This is a genomic window from Peterkaempfera bronchialis (genome assembly GCF_003258605.2).
Classification (GTDB): domain Bacteria; phylum Actinomycetota; class Actinomycetes; order Streptomycetales; family Streptomycetaceae; genus Peterkaempfera; species Peterkaempfera bronchialis.
Genome location: NZ_CP031264.1, coordinates 894548 through 918581 on the forward strand (window position 1 = coordinate 894548; position 24034 = coordinate 918581).

At 74.4% G+C, this 24034-nt stretch carries 18 protein-coding genes; 8 read left to right on the top strand and 10 right to left on the bottom strand.

Annotated features, from left to right (window positions below; translation table 11 throughout):
• Positions 1 to 232 precede the first annotated feature (232 nt).
• Positions 233 to 1108 carry an SMP-30/gluconolactonase/LRE family protein gene (locus tag C7M71_RS03925; RefSeq protein ID WP_162824124.1) on the top strand — a complete coding sequence of 292 codons (876 nt, stop codon included), beginning with the start codon at positions 233 to 235 and terminating at the stop codon, positions 1106 to 1108.
• A gap of 182 nt (positions 1109 to 1290) precedes the next feature.
• Here C7M71_RS03925 and C7M71_RS03930 read toward each other — a convergent pair whose 3' ends face one another.
• On the bottom strand, positions 1291 to 4281 hold the full coding sequence (locus C7M71_RS03930; protein WP_407675857.1) for an ATP-binding protein: 2991 nt from the start codon (positions 4279 to 4281) through the stop codon (positions 1291 to 1293).
• A 308-nt stretch (positions 4282 to 4589) separates the two neighbouring features.
• Here C7M71_RS03930 and C7M71_RS03935 point away from each other — a divergent pair, with 308 nt between their 5' ends.
• Positions 4590 to 5630 carry a terpene synthase family protein gene (locus C7M71_RS03935; protein ID WP_111491113.1) on the top strand — a complete coding sequence of 347 codons (1041 nt, stop codon included), beginning with the start codon at positions 4590 to 4592 and terminating at the stop codon, positions 5628 to 5630.
• Between the two features lie 41 nt (positions 5631 to 5671).
• Here the strand turns inward: C7M71_RS03935 and C7M71_RS03940 are convergent, their stop codons facing one another.
• The 5 genes from C7M71_RS03940 to C7M71_RS03960 form a co-directional block, all read right to left on the bottom strand.
• Entirely contained in the window at positions 5672 to 6712 is a 1041-nt protein-coding gene (locus C7M71_RS03940; RefSeq protein WP_111491112.1) for a zinc-binding alcohol dehydrogenase family protein, read from the bottom strand.
• 130 nt (positions 6713 to 6842) lie between these two features.
• Positions 6843 to 8339: an MFS transporter gene (locus C7M71_RS03945; RefSeq protein ID WP_111491111.1), complete on the bottom strand. Its 1497-nt coding sequence runs from the start codon at positions 8337 to 8339 to the stop codon at positions 6843 to 6845.
• Positions 8340 to 8427: 88 nt separating this feature from the next.
• The gene (locus tag C7M71_RS03950; protein ID WP_111491110.1) at positions 8428 to 9084 is read right to left on the bottom strand and encodes a TetR/AcrR family transcriptional regulator; all 657 of its coding nucleotides are present in this window, start codon (positions 9082 to 9084) and stop codon (positions 8428 to 8430) included.
• Between the two features lie 107 nt (positions 9085 to 9191).
• The gene (locus C7M71_RS03955; protein ID WP_322975143.1) at positions 9192 to 9545 is read right to left on the bottom strand and encodes an ArsR/SmtB family transcription factor; all 354 of its coding nucleotides are present in this window, start codon (positions 9543 to 9545) and stop codon (positions 9192 to 9194) included.
• 144 nt (positions 9546 to 9689) lie between these two features.
• Complete coding sequence (locus tag C7M71_RS03960) at positions 9690 to 10031, bottom strand: hypothetical protein (RefSeq protein ID WP_111491109.1); 342 nt, start codon at positions 10029 to 10031, stop codon at positions 9690 to 9692.
• Between the two features lie 416 nt (positions 10032 to 10447).
• Here C7M71_RS03960 and C7M71_RS03965 point away from each other — a divergent pair, with 416 nt between their 5' ends.
• The 3 genes from C7M71_RS03965 to C7M71_RS03975 all read left to right on the top strand — a co-directional run bounded on the left by C7M71_RS03965 (position 10448) and on the right by C7M71_RS03975 (position 14034).
• On the top strand, positions 10448 to 11461 hold the full coding sequence (locus C7M71_RS03965; protein ID WP_111491122.1) for a LacI family DNA-binding transcriptional regulator: 1014 nt from the start codon (positions 10448 to 10450) through the stop codon (positions 11459 to 11461).
• 225 nt (positions 11462 to 11686) lie between these two features.
• Positions 11687 to 13711 (top strand): glycoside hydrolase family 31 protein, encoded by a 2025-nt coding sequence (locus tag C7M71_RS03970; protein ID WP_322975214.1) that lies wholly within the window; start codon positions 11687 to 11689, stop codon positions 13709 to 13711.
• Positions 13712 to 13770: 59 nt separating this feature from the next.
• Complete coding sequence (locus tag C7M71_RS03975) at positions 13771 to 14034, top strand: DNA-binding response regulator (protein ID WP_229758526.1); 264 nt, start codon at positions 13771 to 13773, stop codon at positions 14032 to 14034.
• A 16-nt stretch (positions 14035 to 14050) separates the two neighbouring features.
• On the opposite strand, the gene C7M71_RS03980 is transcribed toward C7M71_RS03975, so the two are convergent.
• Genes C7M71_RS03980 through C7M71_RS32500 form a run of 3 tightly spaced genes read right to left on the bottom strand, consistent with a single transcriptional unit; the run spans position 14051 to position 16268 of the window.
• Complete coding sequence (locus tag C7M71_RS03980; protein ID WP_229758527.1) at positions 14051 to 14554, bottom strand: GNAT family N-acetyltransferase; 504 nt, start codon at positions 14552 to 14554, stop codon at positions 14051 to 14053.
• A gap of 14 nt (positions 14555 to 14568) precedes the next feature.
• Positions 14569 to 15726 (bottom strand): serine hydrolase domain-containing protein, encoded by a 1158-nt coding sequence (locus tag C7M71_RS03985; protein WP_111491108.1) that lies wholly within the window; start codon positions 15724 to 15726, stop codon positions 14569 to 14571.
• 50 nt (positions 15727 to 15776) lie between these two features.
• Positions 15777 to 16268 (bottom strand): NUDIX hydrolase, encoded by a 492-nt coding sequence (locus C7M71_RS32500; protein WP_114914170.1) that lies wholly within the window; start codon positions 16266 to 16268, stop codon positions 15777 to 15779.
• 109 nt (positions 16269 to 16377) lie between these two features.
• Between C7M71_RS32500 and C7M71_RS03995 the strand changes: the two genes are divergently transcribed.
• From C7M71_RS03995 to C7M71_RS30495, 3 genes are read left to right on the top strand one after another with little or no spacing between them, the layout of a single operon-like run.
• Positions 16378 to 16929 carry an NUDIX hydrolase gene (locus C7M71_RS03995; RefSeq protein ID WP_111491107.1) on the top strand — a complete coding sequence of 184 codons (552 nt, stop codon included), beginning with the start codon at positions 16378 to 16380 and terminating at the stop codon, positions 16927 to 16929.
• 49 nt (positions 16930 to 16978) lie between these two features.
• A complete protein-coding gene (locus C7M71_RS04000) occupies positions 16979 to 17722 on the top strand; it encodes a TetR/AcrR family transcriptional regulator (RefSeq protein WP_111491106.1) in 744 nt (247 codons plus the stop codon).
• 39 nt (positions 17723 to 17761) lie between these two features.
• Positions 17762 to 19303, top strand: coding sequence for a hypothetical protein (locus tag C7M71_RS30495; RefSeq protein ID WP_162824125.1), 1542 nt, complete (start codon positions 17762 to 17764; stop codon positions 19301 to 19303).
• Here the strand turns inward: C7M71_RS30495 and C7M71_RS32505 are convergent.
• Positions 19185 to 23984: an HAD-IC family P-type ATPase gene (locus C7M71_RS32505; RefSeq protein ID WP_114914172.1), complete on the bottom strand. Its 4800-nt coding sequence runs from the start codon at positions 23982 to 23984 to the stop codon at positions 19185 to 19187. The genes C7M71_RS30495 and C7M71_RS32505 overlap by 119 nt on opposite strands.
• Positions 23985 to 24034: the final 50 nt, after the last annotated feature.

The following is a 24034-nucleotide window of genomic DNA, read 5'->3' on the forward strand; positions in this document are numbered from 1 at the left end:
CCGGGCGGTATGCCGCCGGGCTCGGCACAGCCTAACCGCGCCACCGCGCCCGCAGCGACACCGCCTGCAACGTCCGGAACACCGACCGCAGCACCGTCCGAAACGCCGTCCGGAACGCCGTCCGGAAGGCCGACCGGCCACCTGGTCCGGAGCACATGGCGTCGGCTACTGTCCCGCACGGGTCGCCGAGGGCGCCCGTTGACCCCGCCTACGCCCCCTGGAGCCCGTCACCGTGCACGCCGAGATCGCCGAACCGTCCCGCCTCCAGCTGGGAGAGGGCTCCTTCTGGGATGCCGCCACCGGCCGCCTCTACTGGATCGGCATCGAGGACCGGCGGGTGATGTGGCTGGAGCCGGCCACCGGTGAGGTCACCTCACTGGAGCTGGACACCATGCCCGGCACCCTGGTCCCGTATCGCGACCGCCGGGTGCTGCTGGCCACCCAGCGGGGCTTCGAGCTGCTGGACACCGCGACCGGCGCCCTCCGCCCGGTCGCCGAGGTGGAGGCGGACCGCACCCACCGGCGGATGAACGACGGCAAGTGCGATCCCTACGGGCGGCTGCTGGCCGGGACGATGACGCTCGACGAGCCCAGGGAGCCCGGCCCGCTCTACCGTCTGGAGCCGACCGACGGCGGCACGGTACGGGCGGTGCCGGTGCTCGACGGGCTCGCCATCCCCAACGGCCTGGCCTGGCCGGAGCCGGACCGGCTCTGGTACATCGACACCCCCACCCGCCGCATCGACCTGTACGCCTACCCGGAGCACGGGCCGGTGGGGCCGCTGATCCGCACCATCGACACCGCGCAGCTGCCGGGCGACCCCGACGGCATGACCCTGGACGCCGAGGGCAACCTCTGGGTCGCCTTCTGGGGCGGCTCGGCGGTGCGCTGCTTCGGCCCGGACGGCACCCTGCTGGAGACGGTGGAGCTGCCGGTGCCGCAGGTGACCAGCGTCGCCTTCGGCGGCCCCGACCTGCGCACCCTGTACATCACCAGCGCCGCGACCGGTACCGACCCCGGGGACGGCCTGCCGCACGGCGCCCTCTTCCGCTGCGAGGGCGTCGCCACCGGCCGACCGGGCGTGCCCTGGGCCGGGCCGGGCGCCTGACCCCCGGCCCGGCGGGCCGCGTCGGTCGCCCGCGTCAGGGCCTGGAAATGAACGACGCACTCCATCGGCTGATCACTGGCCGCGACAGCGGCTACCTACTTGTGCGACTTCGCCGCCGGGACGTCTCGGGATCTACCGCGAGCCGCCAGCGTTGAGCGCTGCCGAGATGGGTCGACGAGCCCTCAGTCGCCGTCCGGGCGATCGGGGTCGGGGTCGGGGTCGGACTCGGGGTGGGCCGCCCCGGTCTCCTCCGGCGGCATCCCCAGCGCTGCGGCCAGCCCGTCGCGCCCGGTGCCCAGCTTGCGGTGGACGGCGGCCAGCAGCCGGTTGACCCCGATCACGGCGGTGCCCAGCTCGACGGCGATCCGGTCGGCGGACATCCCCCGCACCGTCAGTTCGGCCACCCGCCGCTCCCGGTGGGTCAGCGCCTCGCTGCCGACCACATAGAGCCCGCGCGGACGCATCCCGGCGGCGGCCAGCTCGGCCGCCCCGCGTGCCGCCAGCGTCTCGGCGCCGCACTGGTTGGCCAACTCCACGCCCTGGCGCAGCTGGTCGGCGGCCTCGGTGGCGCGGCCGACGCGGCGCAGCGCGGAGCCATGGTTGACCAGGGCGAGGGCGTACTGGTGCGCGGACGGGGAGCGGCCGAGCAGTCCGACGGCCAGTTCCAGCATGGCCTCGGCCTCGTCGGGGCTCTCCGCGACGGCGGCGCCCAGCCGCAGGGCCTGGCCCACGGCGGTGGCGGTGCCGTACCGCTCGGCGTCCTGCACGGCCTGCCGGGCGAGTTCGCGGGCCCGCTCGGGCTCCTCGTCGGCGACGGCGATGGCCAGCAGAGCGCGCCAGGGAGACCAGACGGTGTTGCGCCAGCCCCGGGCGTCGAGGCGGGCGCCGGCCGCGGTGAGTTCGGCGGCGGCCTGCTCGTTGCGGCCGAGGGCGAGCAGTAGTTTGCCGTGCAGGGTGGGCGCGTCGGGGAGCAGCAGCGCCGAGGGGTACGGCGGTCCGAAGCGGTACTCGGCGGCCAGCTCCCGTGCCTGGTCGATCTTGCCACGGGCCAGCAGGGTGTCGATGAGCACGCCGACGGCGTCCCACTGGAGCGGGACGCCCGGGCCGAGCCGGTCGGCCAGCCGCAGGCTGCTGCGGAGGAAGTCCTCCGCCTCGGTGAGCCGGCCGCCGCGGAACCGCACCAGGCCCAGCAGGAAGTAGGCGAAGCCCAGGTGGGAACCGCTCCAGCCGGCGATCTCGAACTCGCGGGCGGCGTCGCTGAAGAGCTCCTCCGCCAGATCCAGCCGGTCGGTGTAGGTGAAGGTCATCCCGACCATGGTGGGGACCTCGAATCCCCAGGTGGTGTTGGTCCACTGGAGTTCGCGCGGCAGCCGGCCGCCGTCGAGGGCCTGCTCGACCAGTGCCTGCGCCGCCGTCGCGGGTTCGCCGCGCAGGATGAGGTCCCAGCCTCGGAGCACCTGGAGCACCCGGGCCCCGATGTCGCGGCCCTGGAGGCCCTGGGCGAGTTCGGCCAGTTCCCGGGAGCGGTCCCGCCAGTCGTGGCCGCCGTCCTGGAGCGCCGTCCACATGAAGTGCGCGGCCTGGAGGCGGGTCCGGTCGGGGCCGGGCAGGGTGCGGGCCGCCTCGGCGGCGAGCACCTCGGCGGCGTCGTCCAGCCGGTCCAGATGACCGAGCGCCTGGGCCAGCCGCATGGTGGCGTTCTCCCGCAGGGTGGGGTCGAGGCCGGGCCGGTCGAGTGCGGCGCGCAGATGGTTGACGGTGACGGCGGGTTGGGTGAGCAGGGTGGCGCAGCCGAGTTCGTACTGGACCACGGCGCGGTCGCCGTCCGCCGGAGGTTCGGCGAGGGCCCGTTCCAGGCAGCGGCGGGCGGCGTCCGGGGCGCCCACCGCGAGGTGTTCCCGGGCCGCCGTGCGCAGTGTGGTGACCAGCTCGTCGTCGCCGTCGGGGTGCACCTCCAGCAGGTGCCGGGCGGCGGCGGAGACGCCGAGGCCCGCGTCCTGGACGGCCCGGGCGGCGATGCCGTGCATGGCTGTCCTGGCGGCGGGCGGGATGGCCCGGTAGACGGCGGTGGCGATCAGCGGGTGGACGAAGTCCAGGGTGGTGCTGCCGGTGAGGATGCGGTGCTCGCGCAGTCTGTCGGTGGCCAGCGCGGCGTCGGCCGGGCCCAGCGCCGAGACGCTGGCGACCAGTTGGGCGGGGATCTCGGTGCCGAGCACGGCGGCGGCCCAGGCGAAGTGGACGGTGGCCGGGCCGAGCTTCTCCAGCCCGGCGATCAGGCCGGTGCCACGGACTGCCGCACCGAGGTCGCGCAGCAGCTCGGCGTTGTCCGAGGTGGGGGCGATGTTCCGGCGGCGGACGTTGGCCAGCAGCTCCACCGCCTCGTACGGGTTGCCGCCGGTGACGGTCCAGCACTCCCGGCAGAAGGCGTCGTCCGACTGGTCGCCCAGGGTGGTGCGGACCAGTTGGGCGACGGCGTCCGGGCTGAGCGGGCGCAGCGCGACCGGCCGGGCGGTCCGCTCGCCGGTCAGCCGCTGGAAGGGGTCCTCCCTCGGCAGGTCGTCCGGCCGGTAGGCGAGGACCACCAGGACCGGCAGCTCCCGGATGCGGACCAGGAACGACGCCAGCCACTCCGCCGACTCCAGGTCGGCCCAGTGCAGGTCGTCCACGACCAGCAGCAGCGGGGACTGGAGCTGCGCCAGCTGGATCAGCACCCAGTCCAGGCCGTCGCGGACGCCCTGCGGGTCGGCCTGCACCCCGGCGGGCGGGGCGAAGAGGCCGGCCGCCGGGCCCGCGATGTCGTACCAGCCACCGAAGAGTTCCCGCCGTTCCGCCTCGCTGCGCACCGCCAGGACGGGTTGCAGGAGTTGCCGTACGACATGGAAGGGGAGGGTGCGCTGCTGCTCACTGCCCCGGGCGAAGAGGACCCGGCACCCTTCGCGGGCGGCGGCCAGTCGGCGCACCCGGGCCAGTAAGGCGGTCTTGCCCATGCCGGCCGAGCCGCTGCACAGCAGCAGTCCGCCGAGTTCGCTGCCGCCCGCCTCCATCCGCCGGCAGAGGTCGTCCACGGCCCGCTCGGCCTCCGCGACCTCCTGCTCGCGTTCCAGCAGCGGGTCGGGCGGTCCGCCCGGGGTCCGCTGGTCCTGCTGCTGCCGACTGCCGTCCCGATCGGTCACCGCTGACCTCTCCGTGTCGCCGACTTGCCCTGCTGGAGCCGAGGTTATCGGGTGGCGGCCGGGTTGGAGGGCGCCTGTGGAAGCCCGGAACCGCATAGTTTGGCCGGGAAGAGTGTTTACCGCTCCGGCGGCGCGGACGAAGATCTCTGCGAGGCAGTCCTCTCAGCGCCATCCAGCCGTGCGGTCCCCCGACTCCCCGATTCGCGCCCCACGAGGAGGAGAGCCATGGCCCACCCTGACGGGCGGTTATGCGCCGCGGAGGTCTCCGGCGCCGTCCTGACGAGTGAGCAACGAATCCGGAGAAGACCGTGGAACTGATCATCTCGCTGCCCGAATTCCCCTTCCCCTCCAGGATCAGCCCGCACGCCCACGAGGCCCAGGACCACCTGCGGGAGTGGTGCCGCAGCACCGGGATCGTCGCCGACGGTCCGGTCGGGGAGAGCTTCGACGCCATGCTCTTCGGCCGCTTCGCCGCCCGGGTCTACCCGGACGCGGAGTTCGACCGGCTGCTGACCCTGGCCGACTGGACCGGGTGGATCTTCGCCTTCGACGACCTGCTGGACGACACCCCCGAGGGGCGCGACCTCGGCTTCGTCAACCATGTGATCGACTGCGTGGAACCGGTCTGCCACGGCCTGTCGACCGGCGGACACCCCGCGCCCAGCGCGGCCGTCGGCCGTTCCCGGGACGCCCTCGCCGACCTGTGGAAGCGCATCACCGGGCCCATGCCGCCTGCCTGGACCGAGCGGTTCACCCGCAATGTCCTGGACTTCCTGCACTCCTACCGCCGCCAGGCCACCGTCAATGCGTCCCGCAACGTCCTGGACGACCGCGACTACAGCGCCCACCGGTCGGCCACGGTCGCGATGTACACGGGTGCGGACCTCATCGAGTACGGCAGCGCGCGGCCCATCCCCGAGCACCTGATCAGCCACCCCGAGGTGGCCGCGCTGCGCGAGGCCGCCACCAACGCCATCGCCTGGACCAATGACCTGTTCTCGGCGCCCAAGGAGATATCGGTGGGCGACCTGTGCAACTTTGTGACGGTCCTTCACCGGCAGCTCCGGATACCGCTGGAGGATGCCGCCCGGGAGGTGGTGGCACGCATCGACGGCGAGGTCGAGCGGTTCTCCGAGTCGGCTGCGGGGATCGCCTCGCTCTGCACCCGGCTGCCGGACGGGCAGTCCGAGGCGCTGCTGGGCATGGTCGACGGGCTGCGGTCGTGGATGGTGGGCCATGTCGCGTGGTCGGTGGAGAGCGGGCGCTACCGCTCCCGGGACATCCCCGAGGGGCCCGAGCTGCTGGAGGCGACGGGCCGCACCCCGGCGGGGCAGGGCAGCGGTCGCTGAGGACCGCCCGCCCCTGGGGGTGAGTCACCGTCCGAGGCGCCTCACTCCGGGTCCGGGACCAGCACGGCCACCCCGGTGACCCGGTCGGCTGCCAGGTCGGCCAGTGCCTGGTCCGCCCGGGACATCGGGTACCGGGTGAGGTGCACCCGGGGGCGCAGCCGGGCCGCCTCGGCCAGGTACGCCCGGCCGTCCTCCCGGGTGTTGGCGGTGACGCTGCGCAGCGTCCGCTCCTGGAAGAGGTGGCGGGCGTACCCCAGCGGCGGGATGTCCGTCAGGTGGATGCCGGCCACCGCCAGGGTGCCGCCCCGGTCCAGGGCGGCGAGCGCGGTCGGCACCAGTTCCCCGACCGGGGCGAAGAGGATCGCCGCGTCCAGCGGTTCGGGCGGCGCGTCATACGCTCCGGCGGCGGAGGCGGCGCCCAGGTCCAGGGCGAGCCGCTGGGCCGCCTCGGAGCGGGTGAGCACATGGACGGTGGCGCCGCGCGCGATGGCCAGCTGCGCCGTCAGATGGGCCGAGGCCCCGAAGCCGTACAGGCCGAGGCGCCCGCCGGGCGGCAGCTCCGCCCGCTCCAGCGCGCGGTAGCCGATGATCCCGGCGCAGAGCAGCGGGGCGATCTCCTCGTCGGCCCAGCCCTCCGGCAGCCGGTAGGCGTAGCGGGCGTCGACCAGCAGGTGGCCGGCGTAGCCGCCGTCGAGGTCCCAGCCGGTGTAGCGGGAGTACGGGCAGAGGTTCTCCTGTCCCGCGCGGCAGTAGCGGCACTCCCCGCAGGTCCCGGCCAGCCAGGCGGCGCCCACCCGGTCGCCGGGTACGAAGCCCTCCGCCGCCGGGCCGGCCGCCAGCACCCGGCCGACCACCTCGTGGCCGGGTGTGCAGAGCGGCCGGTGGGGTGCCAGGTCGCCCTCGGCGAGGTGCAGGTCGGTGCGGCAGACCCCGCAGGCGCCGACCTCGACCAGCAACTCGTACGGGCCCGGCGCCGCCACCTCCCGCTCGACGCGGCGCAGCGGCCGACCCGTGATCGGTCCGGGCCGGTCCACGACCCACGCGGTGGTGGTCGTCGGGGTGGGCGGTGCCGCTGCTGCCATGGGGGCCCTCCTCCGTGCGGTGGCCCTTCGACGCTACCGCCGCACCGGTACGGGCGCAGGGCCTGGAGCGCAGTCGGCGAAGGGCCCGCTCCCTGGCGGAGCGGGCCCTTCGCGCGGTGGAACGGAGGTGTCAGTGGGCGATGACGGGGATGGCCACCTCGTCCTCGGCGCCCTCCGGGGAGCCGGAGGAGGCGATGGCGCCGCCCTGGCGCCCGGTGGTGATCAAGGTGAACGCGAGGGTCGCGGAGACGGCCAGGATGCCGACCGCCCACCAGATGGCGGCCGCGTAGCCGTGCACCGCCGCCTGGTTGATCAGCTTGGGGTCGCCGCCGCGGGCGACGAGCCACGAGGTGGTGGCGCTGGCCGCGATGGTGTTGAGCAGCGCCGTACCGATGGAGCCGCCGACCTGCTGGGAGGTGTTGACCATGGCGGAGGCGATACCGGCGTCGCGCGGCTGGACGCCGTGCGTGGCCAGGCTCATGGCCGGCATGAAGGCGGTGCCCATGCCGAGGCCCAGCAGGATCTGCGCGGGCAGGATCAGGCCGGCGTAGGAGCTGTCGACCTTGAGCTGGGTGAGGATCAGCATGCCGAGCGCGGCGGCCAGGAAGCCGGGGGCCATCAGCAGCCGGGGCGGGACCCGGGTCATCAGCCGGGCGCCGATCTGGGTGGAGCCGGTGATCATGCCGGCGACCATCGGCAGGAACGCCAGGCCGGTGACGACCGGGGTGTAGCCCTTGACGATCTGGAGGTAGTAGGTGAGGAAGAGGAAGAGGCCGAACATCCCGATGACCGCCAGGCCCAGCGAGAGGTACACCCCGGCCCGGTTGCGGTCGGCGACCACCCGCAGCGGCAGCAGCGGGGCCTTGACCCTGCTCTCCACGGCGACGAAGCCGAGCAGCAGCACGACCGCCGCGACAAAGAGGCCGATGGTGGCACCGGCGCCCCAGCCGTCGCTCTCGGCGCGGGTGAAGCCGTAGACCAGGGAGACCAGGCCGAGCGTCGCCAGCACCACGCCGGGGATGTCCAGGCGGTTGCTGTTGCGGCTGCCGGCGGGCTCATGGACGACGGCGATGGCGCCGACGGCGGCCACCACGGCGATGGGCACGTTGACATAGAGCGCCCAGCGCCAGTCGAGGTACTCGGTGAGCACGCCGCCCAGGATCAGGCCGATGGCGCCGCCACCGCCCGCGATGGCGCCGTAGATGCCGAACGCCTTGGCGCGCTCCCGGGCCTCGGTGAAGGTGACCGCGAGCAGGGAGAGCGCGGCCGGGGCGAGCAGTGCGCCGAAGGCGCCCTGGAGGGCGCGGGCGCCGAGCAGCATGCCGGTGTTGACGGCGGCGCCGCCGAGCGCGGAGGCGCCGGCGAAGCCGAGCAGTCCGATGGTGAAGGCCCGCTTGCGGCCCGCGATGTCGGCGATCCGGCCGCCGAGCAGCAGCAGCCCGCCGAAGGCCAGGGTGTAGGCGGTGATCACCCACTGGCGGTTGCCGTCGGAGATGCCGAGGTCCCGCTGGGCCGAGGGCAGGGCGATGTTCACGATGGTGGCGTCGAGCACCACCATCAGCTGGGCGAGGGCGATGAAGACCAGGGCTGTCCAGCGCCTGGGGTGGGGGGCGGGCGTTTCGGGCATGGGGGTACTCACAATCGTCACAGGCATGAGTGGCGTAGGCGGAAGACGGGGTGGTGCCGGGAGGCGGATCAGCCGCGGCGCGGCTCGGTCAGCGGCACTCCTCCCCGTGCCCCCGGAGGTCGTCCAGGGTGACGGCGAAGCCGGGCAGCTCCGATGGGCGCGGTGTACTCAGCCCGTCGAGCAGCAGCTCCAGATGCCGGTGGACAAACCGGTCGACCCCCTGGCAGGCGGTGCCCGGGAGCGGTCGGGCGAGCTGGCTGACGGCGACCATCAGGTCGCCGAGGCCGATGTCGGGGCGCAGCTCCCCGCTCCGCTGGGCGGCCTCGATGAGGTCCTGCACGGCCCGCGACAGACGTTCCCGCGCCTCGGTGAACTCAGGGTCACCGGGCTGGATCCAGCGGGAGAACAGCGGGCACATGGCCCCCATGCGCTCGTCCACCGCCGCGTGCACAAAGCGCCGCAGCGCCTGGAAGGCGGACGCCTCCTCGGCGAGCGCCGTCTCGGCCTGCTCGGCGGTGCGGGTGAGCACCGAGAGGGTGACCGTGTGGATCAGCTCGCGGCGGTCCGGAAAGTGCCGGTAGAGCGTGGCGTTGCCGACTCCGGCGCGGCGGGCGATGTCGTCCAGCGGCACATCGGCGCCGTACTCGACGAACATCTCCCGGGCCGTGGCCACGATCCGCTCGCGATTGCGCACGGCGTCCGCCCTCGGTCGGGCCACCCGCTGCACCACGGCGCTGCCGACCATCGCCGCACTCCCCTCCGATACCGAACCGGGGACCAGATCCCCGGTTGCTGCACCAGACAGAACGGGGAGCTGGTCCCCGGTTATTTCGGGGCGTGGCGTGACCTGCGTCACATGACCCGGGCGCCCTCCTCGGCCTGGCGCAGCTCGGCGAGCAGGCCCTGCTGGCCGGCGAGGAGTTCGGTGAGGATGCGGCGGGCGGCCCGCAGCAGATCGGCGACGTCCGCCCCCGCCAACGAGTAGACCACGGTGGAGCCGTCCCGGGCGGAGACCACGATCCCGGAGCGGCGCAGCACCGCCAGTTGCTGGGAGAGGCTGGACGGCTCCATCTCCAGGGCGGTCAGCAGCTCGCGTACGGGCTTGGGCCCCTCCTGGAGCAGTTCGAGCACCCGGATGCGGACGGGGTGCCCGAGCATCCGGAAGAACTCCGCCTTCGCCTGGTACAGCGGAACCCGTTGCACCACGGTTCAGCCCCTTCCCGGATTCATCGCTTCTCCCGCCCCCGCGGTCGGAAGGCTACGGGCGGCGGGCCCGAGCTGCCGGAGTGTGAAGTGTCCGGCAGATCGGGAATTGCAGAAACCTTCAACTGGTGGGCGTGAAAAAAGACCTCAGAGCTCCAGCGCGTCGCAGACCTGCCGGGTGCGGTGCCGGGCCAGCGCCAGGTTGGCCCGCCGCCGGTCGAGCACCAGGTAGAGGAAGATGCCCTGGCTGCCGCGCTTGGTGAGCGGGCGGATCAGGTGGAACTGCCCGGAGAGCGTGATCAGCATGTCCTCGATGGCCTCGCCGCGCAGGTCGAGCAGTTCCATGGCCCGCATCTTGGCCCGCACCACATCGGTGTTTCCGGCCGCCGCCACATTGAGGTCCAGCTCGTCGCTGCCGCCGAGCACGCCCAGCGCCATCCCGCTGCTGTAGTCCACCAGGGCGGCGCCCAGCGCGCCGTCGATCGTCATGCACTCCTTGAGGGAGGTTTCCAGATTCACGGACTGCGTCCCCTTCGTCGTCGTTCCCCCGCCGGTCGGCCGAGTGGACCGGCGGACGCGACGACGACGCTAGGCGCCGCAGCGGCCTCCCGGGCCAGTCGACCGCAATCGACCGGAACGGTTCGAACGGGCCGGGGAAACCGAAAGAAAGAAGCCCCGAAGCGATCCAAGATCACCACATTCATCCGCCTCGGCCGCCCGGGCGCCCAACGCTTCGGCGGGCAGCGGAGGACGGCCAGGTGAAGCGCTTCGACACAGGGTCTGGACACACTCCGGACCCGTCCCTAAGCTCTCCCGGCAAGAAGCGATTGAGCCGCAGACATGACACTGTCGAAGCGCTTCACCACAAGTGCCGATCAGACGAGTGTCGCGAGATGGAGCACCGCATGGTCACGCTCGCCCAGGTCGCCCGGCACGCCGGTGTGTCCCCGAGCACGGTCTCGTACGTCCTCAGCGGCAAGCGGTCCATCTCCGAGGCCACCCGCCGCCGGGTGGAGCACTCCATCGCGGAACTCGGCTACCACCCGCACGCGGGGGCCCGCGCGCTCGCCAGCAACCGGTCCAATGTCATCGCCCTGATGATCCCGCTGCGCACCGACATGTTCGTCCCGGTCATGATGGAGATCGCCATCTCCATCACCACCACCGCCCGCCGCTACGCCCATGACGTCCTGCTGCTCACCAGCGAGGAGGGCCCCTCGGCGGTCAAGCGGGTGGCCGGCAGCGGGCTGGCCGACGCCATCATCCTGATGGATGTCGAGCTGGACGACGAGCGCATCCCGCTGCTGCGCCAGACCGGCGCCGCCGCCGCGCTGATCGGCCTCCCCGCAGACCCCTCCGGGCTCTCCTGCGTGGACCTCGACTTCGAGGCCACCGGCGCGGTCGCCGCCGACCACCTGGCCGACCTCGGCCACCGCGAGGTGGCGCTGATCGGCGCCGCCGAGACCGTCTACCGCCGCCACACCGGCTTCGCCGAGCGCACCCTGGCCGGCTTCGGCCGGCGGGCCGCCGAGCGCGGGCTGAGCTTTCTGCACCGGCCGTGCGGCGGCAGCCATGAGGCCACCGCCGGGACGCTCTCCCGCATTCTGGAGGAGCGCCCCGGCACCACCGGCTTCGTGGTGCAGAACGAGGCCGCCCTCCCCCATCTGCTCAGCCTGCTGCGGCAGGTCGGGCGGGCCGTCCCCGAGGACGCCTCGGTCGTCGCCATCTGTCCGGACGATGTGGCCCTCCATGCCTCGCCGCAGCTCACCTCGGTCTCCATCCCCGCCGAGGAGATGGGGCGCCGCGCCGTCGAGCTGGTGATGGCCCAGGCGTCGGGCGAGGACACCACCGGGCTGACCCTGCTCGCCCCCACCCTGACCGTCCGGGAGAGCACCGGACCCGCCCCGCACGCCGGCTGACCCGCCACCGGCACCACCCTCGTCCCCTCCCGCGCCCCTCCCTCACCCCGACCACCACAGACCCACCGCAGACCCACCGCAGACCCCGCCGCGCCCGAGCACCGACATCCGAGCACCGGCGCGCGGGTCCGGCGTGCCCCCGCGCGGGCGCCCCCGCCCCAGACTCGCCCAGGAGCCCCGTTGAACCAGTCCCCGCACCCGGCCGGCACCCCCTCCTGGCCGCCGCTGCCCGCCCTCCGCGCCCCGGAGAAGCCCGAGACCCCCGGCGTACTGCGGGAGGCCGACGGCGCGCTGGAGTGGTGCGGCCACCAGGAGACCCTGCGGCTGGAGCCCTGGGGCCCCGACGCCGTCCGGGTCCGCTCGGTACGCGGCGGCCGCATTCTCGGCGACCTGCCCGGCGCGCTCCTCCCCCAGGCGCCGCCCGCCACCGCCTCCGTCAAGGTCGAGGCCACCGCCGGACGGGTGGTCAACGGCGCCCTCACCGCCGAGGTCACCGACCGTGGCCTGGTCCGCTTCACCCGTACCGCCGACGGCGCCGAGCTGCTGGCCGAGGACCCCGCCCACTTCTGGTGGCCCGGTGCCCGCCACCGGACCCCGGCCGGGAACGGCTACCACCGCCTGGAGCAGCGGTTCCGCGCCTACGACGGCGAGCGGCTCTACGGCCTGGGCCAGCACACCCACGGCCTGCTGGACCAGAAGGGCGCGGTGATCGACCTGGTCCAGCGCAACGCCGAGGTCACCGTGCCGCTGCTGGTCTCCAGCCGGGGCTACGGCCTGCTGTGGAACAACCCGGCCCTCGGCCGGGTGGAGCTGGGCGCCACCGGCACCCGCTGGGTCGCCGACAGCGCCCGCCAGATCGACTACTGGATCACCGCCGGCGACCCGGCCGCCGTGCTCTCCCGCTACGCCGACGCCACCGGCCACTCCCCCGAACTCCCCGACTGGGCGGCCGGCTTCTGGCAGTCCAAGCTGCGCTACCGCACCCAGGAGGAGCTGCTGGAGGTCGCCCGCGAGTACCGGCGGCGCGGGCTGCCGCTCTCCGTCATCGTCAACGACTTCTTCCACTGGACCCACCTCGGCGACTGGAAGCTCGACCGCGCCGAGTGGCCCGACCCCGACGCCATGGTGCGCGAACTGGACGCGATGGGCGTGCGGCTGATGGTCTCCATCTGGCCGTCCGTCAGCCCGCTCAGCGAGAACCACCCCGAGCTGGAGCGGCGCGGCCTGCTGGTCGGCACCGAGTACGGGCCGATGGCGCACGCCGACTGGCCGGACAAGGGCGTCGCCTCCACCGTCCAGGTCGCCTTCTACGACGCCACCCACCCCGAGGGGCGCGACTTCATCTGGCAGCGGGTGAAGGAGAACTACCTCGCCCATGGCATCAGGACCTGGTGGCTGGACGCCTGCGAACCCGAGCTCAACCCCGGCCACCAGGCCAATCTGCGCTACCACGCCGGGCCGGGCCTGGAGGTCGGCAACCTCTACCCCCGGGAGAACTCCCGCGCCTTCCACGAGGGCATGCTCGCCGCCGGCGACCCCGAGGTGGTCACCTTCAACCGGTCCGCCTGGGCGGGCTCCCAGCGCTACGGCGCCGCCCTGTGGTCCGGCGACATCGGCACCGACTTCGCCACGATGCGCGCCCAGATCAAGGCCGGGCTCAATGTGATGCTCTCCGGCATCCCCTGGTGGACCACCGACATCGGCGGCTTCCACGGCGGCGACCCGGACGACCCGGCCTACCGCGAGGTGCTGGTGCGCTGGTTCCAGTACGGCGCCTTCTGCCCGCTCTTCCGGCTGCACGGCTACCGGGAACCCAAGATGCGGCTCTCCCCGGAGATGACCGGCGGGCCCAACGAGGTCTGGTCGTACGGCGAGGACGCCTACCGCATCCTCCGTACCTACCTGCTGCTGCGCGAGCGGCTGCGCCCCTATGTGGTGGCGCAGATGCGCACGGCGGCGGAGACCGGGGTGCCGCCGATGCGGCCGCTCTTCCTGGAGTTCCCCGGCGACGAGGCCGCCTGGACCGCCGATGACTCCTTCCTGCTCGGCCCGGACCTGCTGGTCGCGCCGGTCGCCGAGGCGGGCGCGGACCGCCGCGAGGTGTACCTGCCCGCCGGGGCCCGCTGGCGAGACGCCTGGACCGGCGAGGAGCACCAGGGCGGCCGCACGGTGGTCGCCGAGGCGCCGCTGGAACGCATCCCGCTCTTCCTGCGGGACGGCGCCGAACTGCCGATCACCGAAGAGGAGTGACGGCAGGGTCACGGCTGGGCTGCACCACCCTTGGTCACAGCGACGGCAAGGAGGCCGAGATGCAAAGCGCAACGCTCCACCGGGTACCGCACGAGGGCGCCGCCGCGCCCCCCGCCCCGCAGCCGGCGGTCGGCCTGCTGGCCCCGGAGGAGCAGCGGCTGCTGCTCCTGCTGGCCGACGGCCTGCCGCTGGACGCCATCGCCCGGCGGCTCTGCACCTCCAGTCGCACCCTGCGCCGCCGCATCCGGGTGCTGTGCGACCGGATCGGCGTCCGCACCCCGCTCCAGGCCGCCGTCTGGGCGGCCCGGCGCGGCCTCATCTGACGGTCACGACATCGCCCTACCCTCCGGTGCGCTGCCGTACCTCCACCCCGTACCGGCGGAACCCGCGCCCGAGGCAGTTCGGGAGCGCATGGGGGTGGTCCAGGTCCGAGGTGTGCAGCCGCACGCCCCGTACCGGGCCGCCCTGCGGGCGGAACTCCCAGGCCAGCCGGACGGCCAGGGTCAGCGTATGGCCGCCGAGGCCCTGGCCGACCCGCTCGGGCACCAGGCCGAAGGCGGTGAGTTCGGTACGGCCGTCCGGGCCCGCCGCCAACTCCACCAGCCCGACAGGCTCAGCCCCGTCCGCCACCAGCCACCGCCCGCGCAGCGGGTGCACCGGCCACTGCTCCCGGTCCGAGCCGGCGGGGCCGGGCCACCGGTGCGGTGCGGCCATCCGGTCCTGGAGGGTGCGTACCAGCGCCGCGTCCTCCGTCGGCCGCAGCCGTACCGACTCCACCGGCCGACCGGGCCGCAGCTGGTCGGGGGCGGTCATCCGCAGATGGGTGATCGTCTCTTCGAGCACGCGCTGAGCCTACGTCAATTCGCCCTGCCGACAAGGCAGTTGCGCACAGCATCGATCAGCGTCCGGGAGCGGATGTCACCGGTCACGCCGGGTTGCATGCCGTTGGTGACATAGCCGAAGCCAAGGCCCAGCTCCGGGTCGCCGAAGCCCAGCGAGCCGCCCCGGCCCGGGTGGCCGAAGGACGCGGGGGAGGCCATCGGCGAGGTGGGGCCGTGGCGGAAGAAGCCGTGCCCGAAGACGGTGGGGACCATCAGCACCCGGTCCGGCCCGGTGGAGGCCGGGCCCATCGCCTCCGCCAGCGCCGCCGCCCCGAACAGCGGGTCCTCGGCGGCGCCGGCCAGCGCGGCGTAGAAGCCGGCCACCGCGCGGGCGGTACCGATGCCGTTGGCGCCGGGGATCTCGGCCGCCCGGACGGCCGGGTCGTCCAGGTCCAGCGCCGGTTCGACGGAGCCGAACGCCCGCGCGGTGAGCGACGCCGGGTCCCGGTACGCCTCCCGTACCGACCGCTTGGTCCGCATCCGCAGCCCGCCCACCCGGGGCGCGGGCACCTCCAGCAGCCGCCCCACCCGGTGGCGCTCCGCCTCGGGCAGCCCGATCCACAACTCCAGGCCGAGCGGCCCGGCGATCTCCTCGGCGAACCAGCGGCCCACGCTGCGCCCGCTCACCCGGCGCACCACCTCCCCGACCAGCCAGCCGAAGGTGTACGGGTGGTAGCCGTGGGCGGTGCCGGGCTCCCAGGCGGGGGCCTGTGCCGCCACCGCCTCCACGGCGGGCTCCCAGGCCAGCACCTCGGCCACCCGCAGCGGGGTGTCCAGCGCGGGCAGCCCGGCCCGGTGGGAGAGCAGCCACCGCACCGGCACCCGCTCCTTGCCCGCGGCCTTGAACTCGGGCCAGTAGGTGCTCACCGGGGCGTCCAGGTCCAGTTGGCCGCGCTGGGTCAGCAGCAGCGCACAGGCGGCGGTGAGGCCCTTGGTCACCGAGCGCAGCGCCTGCGCGCTGCCCTCGCTCCACGGCACCCCCGGGGCGGCCTCGCCGCCCCACAGGTCCACGACCCTGCGGCCCCGCACCTGGAGCGCGAAGGCCGCGCCCACCTCGCCGTGATGGCTGAAGTTGCGGGCGAAAGCCTCCCGTACCGGCTGGTAGCCCTCGGCCACCTCACCCTGTATGTCCACCGCACACCTCCACCTCGGACACCGCGGGCCATTGTGCCCCGCCGCCGAAATCAGCGCCGCCGCTCCGCCAGCGCGCCGATCCGCCCGAACAGCTCCGCCCCCAGCACCCGCACGTCCAACGGCGTCTCCAGACCGGGCAGTTCCTCCGCCGTCACCCAGTGCAGCGGGTGCTCCGCCGGTCCGACCGGCCGGTCCGGGTGGTCGGCGACGGCGAGGTAGTGGTGGTCCACATGCACATGGGGCTCCGCCAGGTGGTTGTCCCCCCGCACCGGGATCTCCACCGTCCACCACGGCGGCGGCACCGCCCGGTGCGGGTAGCCGTCCGGCAGGGCGCAGCCGGGCGGGGCGAGGAACCGCGCGGTGAGCCCGGTCTCCTCGCGCAGCTCCCGTACGGCCGCCTCCGCCGGGGTCTCATCCGCCTCCACATGCCCGCCGGGGACCAGTACCCCGCCGAGCCGAGGATGCTCGATCATGCCCAGCCGCCAGCCTCCACCGATCCGGGCGAACAGATAGACACTGGCGGTGGCGTGCTTGACCGGCATGGGCGGCCCTCCGTGCGGCGGCGGTCTTCCGCGCCGACTCTTTCACGTCCCGGCTGTGCTGCGGCCGCCGAGGTGTCCGTGCGCTTCCAGGACTGAGAGGATTGCCCGTATGGACCCGGCCGAGGAGATCCTGGACATCGTCGACGAGCAGGACCGCGTGGTGGGCACCGCCCGGCGCGGCGAGGTGTACCGGCGGCGGCTGCTGCACCGCTGCGTCTTCATCCTCTGCCGCGACGCCGAGGACCGGATCTTTGTGCACCGCCGCACCGCGACCAAGCTCTTCTCACCGCTGATGTACGACCTCTTCGTCGGCGGTGTGGTGGGCGCCGGCGAGTCCTATGCGGAGGCGGCGGTGCGCGAGGCCGAGGAGGAGCTGGGCGTCTCCGGCATCCGGCCCGCCCACCTGTTCAAGTTCCTCTTCGAGTCCCCGGACCACTCCTGGTGGTGCGATGTCTACGAGGCCCGCTGGACCGGCCCGGTGCACCCGCAGGTCGAAGAGGTCGACTGGCACGCCTTCCTGACCGAGGACGAGGTCCGCGACCGCCTCACCCGCTGGCCGTTCGTCGCCGACGGTCTGGAGGCGTGGCGCCGCTACCAGGAGGTGGCCGGACCGCGTCCGCCGGGGGGTGCGGACGCGGTCCGGGACCGACAGGAAACTTAGCTGTGAACATGTCAATAAGTCAACCCAGCCGCCGGTTAGGGTGATCCCCATGGCCACCCGCACCAGCGCCCCCCGCCGCAGGCTCAGCGTGGACGAGCGCCGCGAGCAGTTAATCGAAGTCGCCCTCGACCTCTTCAGCCGCCGCTCGCCCGACGAGGTCTCCATCGACGACATAGCAACCGCCGCCGGCGCCTCCCGCCCGCTGGTCTACCACTACTTCCCCGGCAAGCAGAGCCTCTATGAATCGGCCCTCCGCCGCGCCGCCGACGAGCTCTCCCGCCGCTTCCACGAACCCCCCGAAGGCCCCCTCTCCGAGCGCCTGCACCGGGTGATGGGCCGCTACCTGGACTTCGTGGACGACCACGGCCCCGGCTTCGCCGCCCTGCTGCGCGGCGGCTCGGTCGCCGCCAGCCCGTGGACCGGCGCAGTGATCGACGAGGTCCGCCGCGCCGCCCACGACCAGATCCTCTCCCACCTGGCGATCGACGCCCCCGGCCCCCGGCTGCGCCTCACCGTCCGGACCTGGATCGCCACTGCGGAGATCACCGCCCTGGAGTGGCTGGCGGACCGCTCCATACCCCGCGAGGAACTCCAACTCCGGCTGGTCCAGGAGTTCGTGGCCGCCCTGACCGTCACCGTCTCGCACGACCCCGGTCTGCTCCCCGCCTTCCGGGACCTCCTCGCCGCGGAGTCCCCCACCGGCCCCACCGGCAGCCTCCTCGGGCAGCTGACCCGACTGCTCGCCGACCCCCAAGTCGCCGCCTCCGCCCGCCATCTGACGGCCGACCGCTGATCTGGTAGAACAGCCTCACCGATCGCGCGAGGGAGCACCATGCCAGGGAACGGTGACGCCACCAACCAAGTGACCGCAACCGTCGACGCGGTCTCCGAAGCCCTCCTCTCCGGACGGGGCTGGCTGCACCCCGCAGCCTCACTCACCACCCCCACCGGCCGCACCCCGCTCTTCTCCCCCGCGATCACCACCGACGAGCGCCACATCCTGCCCGGCACCGGCGCGGTCATCGGCTGGACCTCCACCGCCCAACCGCCCGCCCCCGTCGGCGCCGCCGCCGTCCGCCGCATCCTGGAACGCCTCGGCCCCGGCCCCGAACCCACCGCCGACGCCCTCCACCTCCCCGTCACCGCCGAGCCGGCCCCCGCCGACCCGCGCCCCGCCTTCCCCCGCTCACCACCCCACCGACCGCCCCGGCCCGCACCTGACCCCGGACACCCCGGCGTCCGGGTCCGCCTCGCCATCCCCGCGGTCTTCCACCCCCTGCTCGTCCCCGGCGACGCCGACGCCCTGGCCGCCCACCTCATCGAAACCGCCGAAGAGGTCCTGGCCGGCGCCCCCGGCACCGCCCGCCGCGACTGGGCCACCGTCACCGCCGCCACCACCGACGCCGCCCGCGCCGCCGGCACCTTCTTCGCCGGGCTCTGCCGACTCGACCTCGCCGGCCGCGAGAGCACCGCCTCCCTGGTCGCCGCCGTCATCCCGGCCGCCGAACCGCCCACCGAGGCCCGCGAGGTCGAACTCCCCTGCGGCCCGGCCACCGTACTCGTCGAAGCCCGCACCACCCCCGTACCCGCACAGCTCTCCACCGACGGCCGCCGCCGCCTCATCGGCACCGCCGCCGCCCTCGCACTGATCCCCCTGCCGGACACCCAGGTCCTCGCCCTCCAGCTGAGCACCCCCCACGAGCAGGACTGGGAGCTGTACGCCGCCGCCTTCGCGGGGATCCTCCACAGCATCGAAATCGCCTGGCCCGGCCCACCCCCACCCCCGAAGACCCCCAACCCACCAAGGGCACCCCGTCCGCATCCCCCCGCCGACTGGGACCCCTGGGGCGGCACCCCCACCACCCCCGAACCCCCCAACCCACCAAGGGCAAGGGCACCCCCGTCCACATCCCCCCGCCGACTGGGACCCCTGGAGCTAACCCCTCCGAGCAGACGGAGGCAGACAACCAGCAGCGGGGCCAGGGCACCGGACCCGAGAGCTTCGCCAGCCCACCCACCCCAGCCACGCACCCACAGACCTTCCCCCACGGGCGGAGGGTGGCGGACGGGGAGGGGTGGGGGGTCCCGGGCACCCAGGAGGATGCCGCCGGTTCCCCCGAAGCGAGGAACGAGCGCAGGGGGACACCGGCGAGCACCGGACGCCCGGGACCCCCCACCCCGGACCGGCCGACACCCGCACCAGCCCACACAACCCCAACCACAACCCCGCACCACGACCCGCAACAAACCACGCCTCACCCCCGCCGCAGCACCCGCCCACCCAACGCAGCCCCCACCGTCGCCACCACCGCACACCCCACCACCACGCCCCACCCCAGCGGCCCCAGAGCCGTGTTCCCGAAGAACCGGTTGACCCCCGGCACCTCCACCGCCGCGACAAGCGCCGCCGCCGAGACCGCACAGGTCGCCAGCACCAGCGGACTCCGCCACCGCCCGATCAACGTCTGCCCCAACTGCGCCCCGACCAACGCCGCAAGCCCCATGGTGGAAGCCCGCCGCCCACCCCTCGGCAGCACCCGGCTGACCCGCCCGACCTGCCAGGCCACCAGCGCCGCCGCCGCCGTGGCACTCCCTCGGACCGCCAGCACCCGCCCCACCTCAGGCCCGGTGAACCCCTGCACCGGCCCGCCGCCGTCCTCCTCCCCGTCCTCCTCCCCCGCACCGCGCGGCGTCAGCGCCACCGCCAGCGCGGGCAGCATGTCGGTGAGCATATTGACGACCAGCAGTTGACGGGTGCTCAGCGGAGCCCGCCCACTCACCGCCGTCCCCACCAGCGTGAACGCGATCTCACCCGCATTGCCGCCCACCAGGATCGCCACGGCGTCCCGTACGCTCGCCCACAGCGAGCGCCCCTCGGCCAGCGCATCGAGGATCAGCCTCGGATCGGGCGCGGTCAGCACCAGATCGGCCGCACTCCGCGCGGAACCGCTGCCCCGCCCTGCCACGGCGATCCCCACGTCGGCCCGACGGATGGCGGCGGCGTCATTGGTCCCGTCCCCCGTCATCGCCACCACCCGCCCGGCCCGCTGCAACTCCCGGACGATCCGCACCTTCTGCGTCGGCGACACCCGCGCGAAGACCCCCGCCGCGCACACCGCCTCGGCCCGCCGCTGCGGCGGCAGCTCCTCCAACTCGGCCCCGGTCAGCACCCGGTCGGCAAAGGGGATGCCGATGTCCGCCGCGACGGCCGCAGCGGTGACCGGATGGTCACCGGTGACCATCACCGGCCGGACCCCGGCCCGCACCAGCCCCGCCACCGAAGCGGGCGCAGCCGGACGCGGCGTATCCGCGATGCCCACAAACCCCAGCAGACAAGCCCCCCGCACCCGCTCCACCAACTCCTCCCCCTCCACCCCAACCCCAGCCCCCTCAACCCCAGCCCCCTCCACCCGCGCCACCGCCAGCACCCGCAACCCCCGCCCCGCCAGCGCCCGCACCCGCTCCCGGGCCCGCTGCCGCCTGACCTCGGTGAGCGGTACCGCCCGCCCACCCCGGTCCAGCACCTCGACACAGCGCTCCAGCACCGTCTCCGGCGCCCCCTTGACCGCGATGGCCAAGCGGCCGTCCCCCAGGGAGCCGATCGCCGCAGAGAAGCCACGCCCGGTCTCGAAGGGCAGCTCCCCGAGCAGCGTCCAGTCCGGCGCCACCTCATGGTCGAGCGCCGCCTCCGCCACCGCGCGGTCCGTCGCATGGGCAAGCCCCCTGGTCCCGTCCTGGAACGGCGGGCAGGCCCGGGCCGCAGTGCGCAGGATCTGCCGCCCCGTCCCGCCCCCGATCGGCACCGGACCATGCAGCGCAGCGGTCCGCACCAGCGACAGCCGCCCCTCCGTCAGGGTGCCCGTCTTGTCGAAGCAGACCGTGTCCACCCGGCCGAGCGCCTCCAGCGCCCGGGTGGACCGCACCAGCACGCCCAGCCCGGAGAGCCGCCGGGCTGCGGCGAGCTGCGCCACCGTGGCGACCAGCGGCAGCCCTTCCGGTACGGCGGCCACCGCCACGGCGACCCCGGAGGCCAGCGCCTTGGGCAGCTTGAGTCCCCGCAGCAGGCCGAGGCCGGTGACGGCCAGGCCGCCGACCCCGGTGGCGGGGAGGGCGATGCTGGTGAGTTCGGCGAGCCGGGCCTGGAGGCCCGCCGTGGAGCGCACCCGCCCGGCCGCCCGCGCGGCCCGACCGGCCTCCGTCGCGGGGCCGGTGGCGACCACCACGCCGACGCCCGACCCGGCCAGTACCACCGTTCCCTCATAGAGCATGCAGGTGCGTTCCGCAGGGCCGGAGTTGGGCACGGCCTCCGGTGTCTTGCCGACCGGCAGCGGCTCCCCGGTGAGGCTGGCCTCGTCGACCTCCAGCGAGGTGGCGGTGAGCAGCCGTACGTCGGCGGGCACCACGTCCTCGGGGTGGACCGCGATCAGGTCGCCCGGACGCAGCCGCTCCGCAGGTACCGTACGGCTCGCCACCCCGGCCGGGTCGTGGACCTTCGGCGCGGTGCCCTCGGGTGGCGGCTCCACCAGCCGGGCGTGCGTGCGCTGACGCAGCAGCAGGGCGTGCAGGGCCCGTTCGGCGCGCATCCGCTGGGCTCCGCTGATGACGGCGTTGCCCAGCATCACCCCGCCGACCAGTACGGCGTCGACGCCGGAGCCGACCACCGCCGAGGCAGCCGCGCCGAGGGTGAGTACCGGCGTGAGCGGATCGTGCAGTTCGTCGCGGGTGGCCCGGTACAGATCGGCGGCGCCGCGTACCCCCGGCACCCGCGCCGCAGCCGCCACCCCACCACGCCACCGCCGACCACCCCACCACCGACCACCACCAACACCACCCTCCCCACCCTCCCCACCAACACCACCCTCCCCACCACCACCAGCCGTCAGTTCACCCTCCCCCACCCGCAGTTCACGCATCCGCCGATACACCTCGTCGCCCGGCAGCGCATGCCACGCGTCCCGCACCACCGGCGGCGGCGCCGAGCGGCGGGCCACCCCACGGGCCCGCAGCGCCCCCGTGACCATGGCCCCCAGCGCGGCCAGATGGACCGGCGGGGCCGTACGCCAGCCGATGAGCGGCCCGCGCCCGTGTTCCGGCGGCCGTGAGGCCGACAGCAGCCCGCCCAGCGCGGAGGCGGCGACGGAGGCGTGCGCGGCGGCGGCACTCTGCTCACGCGCCGCCGCCAACGCGGTGAGCACCCGCCATGCCTGCTCCAGCGCGGAGCCCTCCGCCCCGCCGGCCCCGCAGACGATGTCCGCCGTCCAGTCGGTGCCCCCGCCCTCGGGGCAGACCGAGACCCCGACATCGGCGGCGAGCAGCGCCTGCGGGCACCCCCGGGCGACCAGCAGCACCGCCCGCCCGTCGGTCTGAAGCCCCCGTACGGCCTCGGTGAGTCCTTCGTCCCCGCCGGGCGCCTCCTCGGCCTGGCCGAGCAGTTCATGAATGGACGCGTGCGCCGTGACGGCGACCTGCGCCGCATTCTGCTGCGCGGCGTCGATGACGGCCTCGGCCAGCGGAGCCGCCACCACCCCGACCCGCACCCGCCCACACAGCCCCTGCGGCCCATACAACTCGGCCACCAACCCCTGCGGCCCAGCCGCACCCCCACCCCCACCACCCCCACCACTCCCACCATCCCCACCCCCACGTTGCAACCGATACCGCCCCCGCCGCCACGGCCCGGGACCGTCCAGCTCCGACGCCGTACGCCCATGCAGCACCCGGGCAGCGGCCTGCCAGACCTCCGCGTCGTCCAAGCCGTCCTGCACCGCCTCGGCGGAGAGCAGCCGCACCGTCTCCCCGCAGAGCACCCGCGCATCCATCACCACCGCGTCGATCCGGTCCAGCCTGCGCAACGCCAAGGGGTCCAGCACGACCGTGCCGTGGACCGCCAGGTCGTGCCCCAGCACGGCGGCGAAGGACTCGCGGCCGAGCCGGGCGGCCCTCGGCACGGTGGCCAGCATCGCGTCGGCCGCGCCGTCCGTGTGGTGCGAGACCAGGACGGCGGCACCGGCCCCCAGGATCTCCGCCAGCGCGGTTCGGTCGGAGGCCCGCTCCACCGGCCCCTGGGGGAACGGCACCGACCGGGGCGGCAGCTCCGGCAGCCGGTGCGGGGTCGGTACGCCGCCCGCGCACAGCCGGGGCTCGGCGGCCGACCAGGCGGCCCCGCGCGCCCGGACCTCGTACAGCTGGAGGCAGCGGTGGGCGGCGTCCACGGCCAGCGGGGCGACTCCGTCGGAGATGCCGTGCAGCGCCGCATTGACGGCCGCCAGCAGGACCTCGGCGCGGTGGCGGCCGACGCGTGCGCCGAGGTCCTGGCGTACGGCGGGCAGCGAGTCGGCCAGGGCCACCGCGGCGCGCACCACCCGTGGCGCGGGGGCGATCCGGGTGAGCCTGGCGAGGGAGGCGCCGACCAGTCCGGCGCAGTCCAGCACAAGGGCCACCGAGGCGGCGGCGGTCGCGGCCTCGTCGTCGGGCGGGAGCGGCCGGTGGATCTCCCCGGCCCCTTCGACCCCACCCGCCTCCGCCGTACCGGCCGCACCCGCCCCTCCCCGGTGCTGGAACGCCTCCTCGGCGCTGCGCACCGCCTCGACCAGCTCGGCCACATCGACCTGGTCCTCGGCGAAGGCGACCAGGACATGCCCGGTGACCGCATTGACCTCGGCCAGGTGGACGCCCTTGATCCCCTGGAGGGCGGTGGTGACGGCGGAGGCAAGCCGGTGCAGGCGCGGTCCGCCTGCGGCCAGACCGCGTATCTGGATGTGCGCACGGCCGCCCGCCGACCAGATCCGGCGACGGCTGTCGCCCTCGACCAGGGCGCGCAGGGCCCGGCCCACGGCCTCGGTCTCGGGGAGCCGCAGCAGGGCCGGCAGCGGCCGGGTCGCCACGTCGACCGCGCCTGCGGCGGCCGTCCGGGTGAGCGAGGCCGCTGCGGCGGTCCCGCTGCGGACCAGCGCGATGGCGTCGGCGGCACCGCCGGCGGCGGCCCGCAGCCCAGTGAGCGCAGGGCGTGCGGGCGCCACCGCGACGGCGGCGAGCAGGGCGGGCAACCGGGCCACCGCAGCCTCCTTAGGGCGCAACCGAAAAGAACCGGCTACCCCGGCCCCCT

Coding starts and splice junctions, on each gene's coding strand:
- C7M71_RS03995 (WP_111491107.1), top strand. CDS start 16,378: ATGGACCCGGCCGAGGAGATCCTGGACATCGTCGACGAGCAGGACCGC.
- C7M71_RS03945 (WP_111491111.1), bottom strand. CDS start 8,339: ATGCCCGAAACGCCCGCCCCCCACCCCAGGCGCTGGACAGCCCTGGTC.
- C7M71_RS04000 (WP_111491106.1), top strand. CDS start 16,979: ATGGCCACCCGCACCAGCGCCCCCCGCCGCAGGCTCAGCGTGGACGAG.
- C7M71_RS03950 (WP_111491110.1), bottom strand. CDS start 9,084: ATGGTCGGCAGCGCCGTGGTGCAGCGGGTGGCCCGACCGAGGGCGGAC.
- C7M71_RS03960 (WP_111491109.1), bottom strand. CDS start 10,031: ATGACGATCGACGGCGCGCTGGGCGCCGCCCTGGTGGACTACAGCAGC.
- C7M71_RS32500 (WP_114914170.1), bottom strand. CDS start 16,268: ATGCCGGTCAAGCACGCCACCGCCAGTGTCTATCTGTTCGCCCGGATC.
- C7M71_RS03965 (WP_111491122.1), top strand. CDS start 10,448: ATGGTCACGCTCGCCCAGGTCGCCCGGCACGCCGGTGTGTCCCCGAGC.
- C7M71_RS30495 (WP_162824125.1), top strand. CDS start 17,762: ATGCCAGGGAACGGTGACGCCACCAACCAAGTGACCGCAACCGTCGAC.
- C7M71_RS03940 (WP_111491112.1), bottom strand. CDS start 6,712: ATGGCAGCAGCGGCACCGCCCACCCCGACGACCACCACCGCGTGGGTC.
- C7M71_RS03975 (WP_229758526.1), top strand. CDS start 13,771: ATGCAAAGCGCAACGCTCCACCGGGTACCGCACGAGGGCGCCGCCGCG.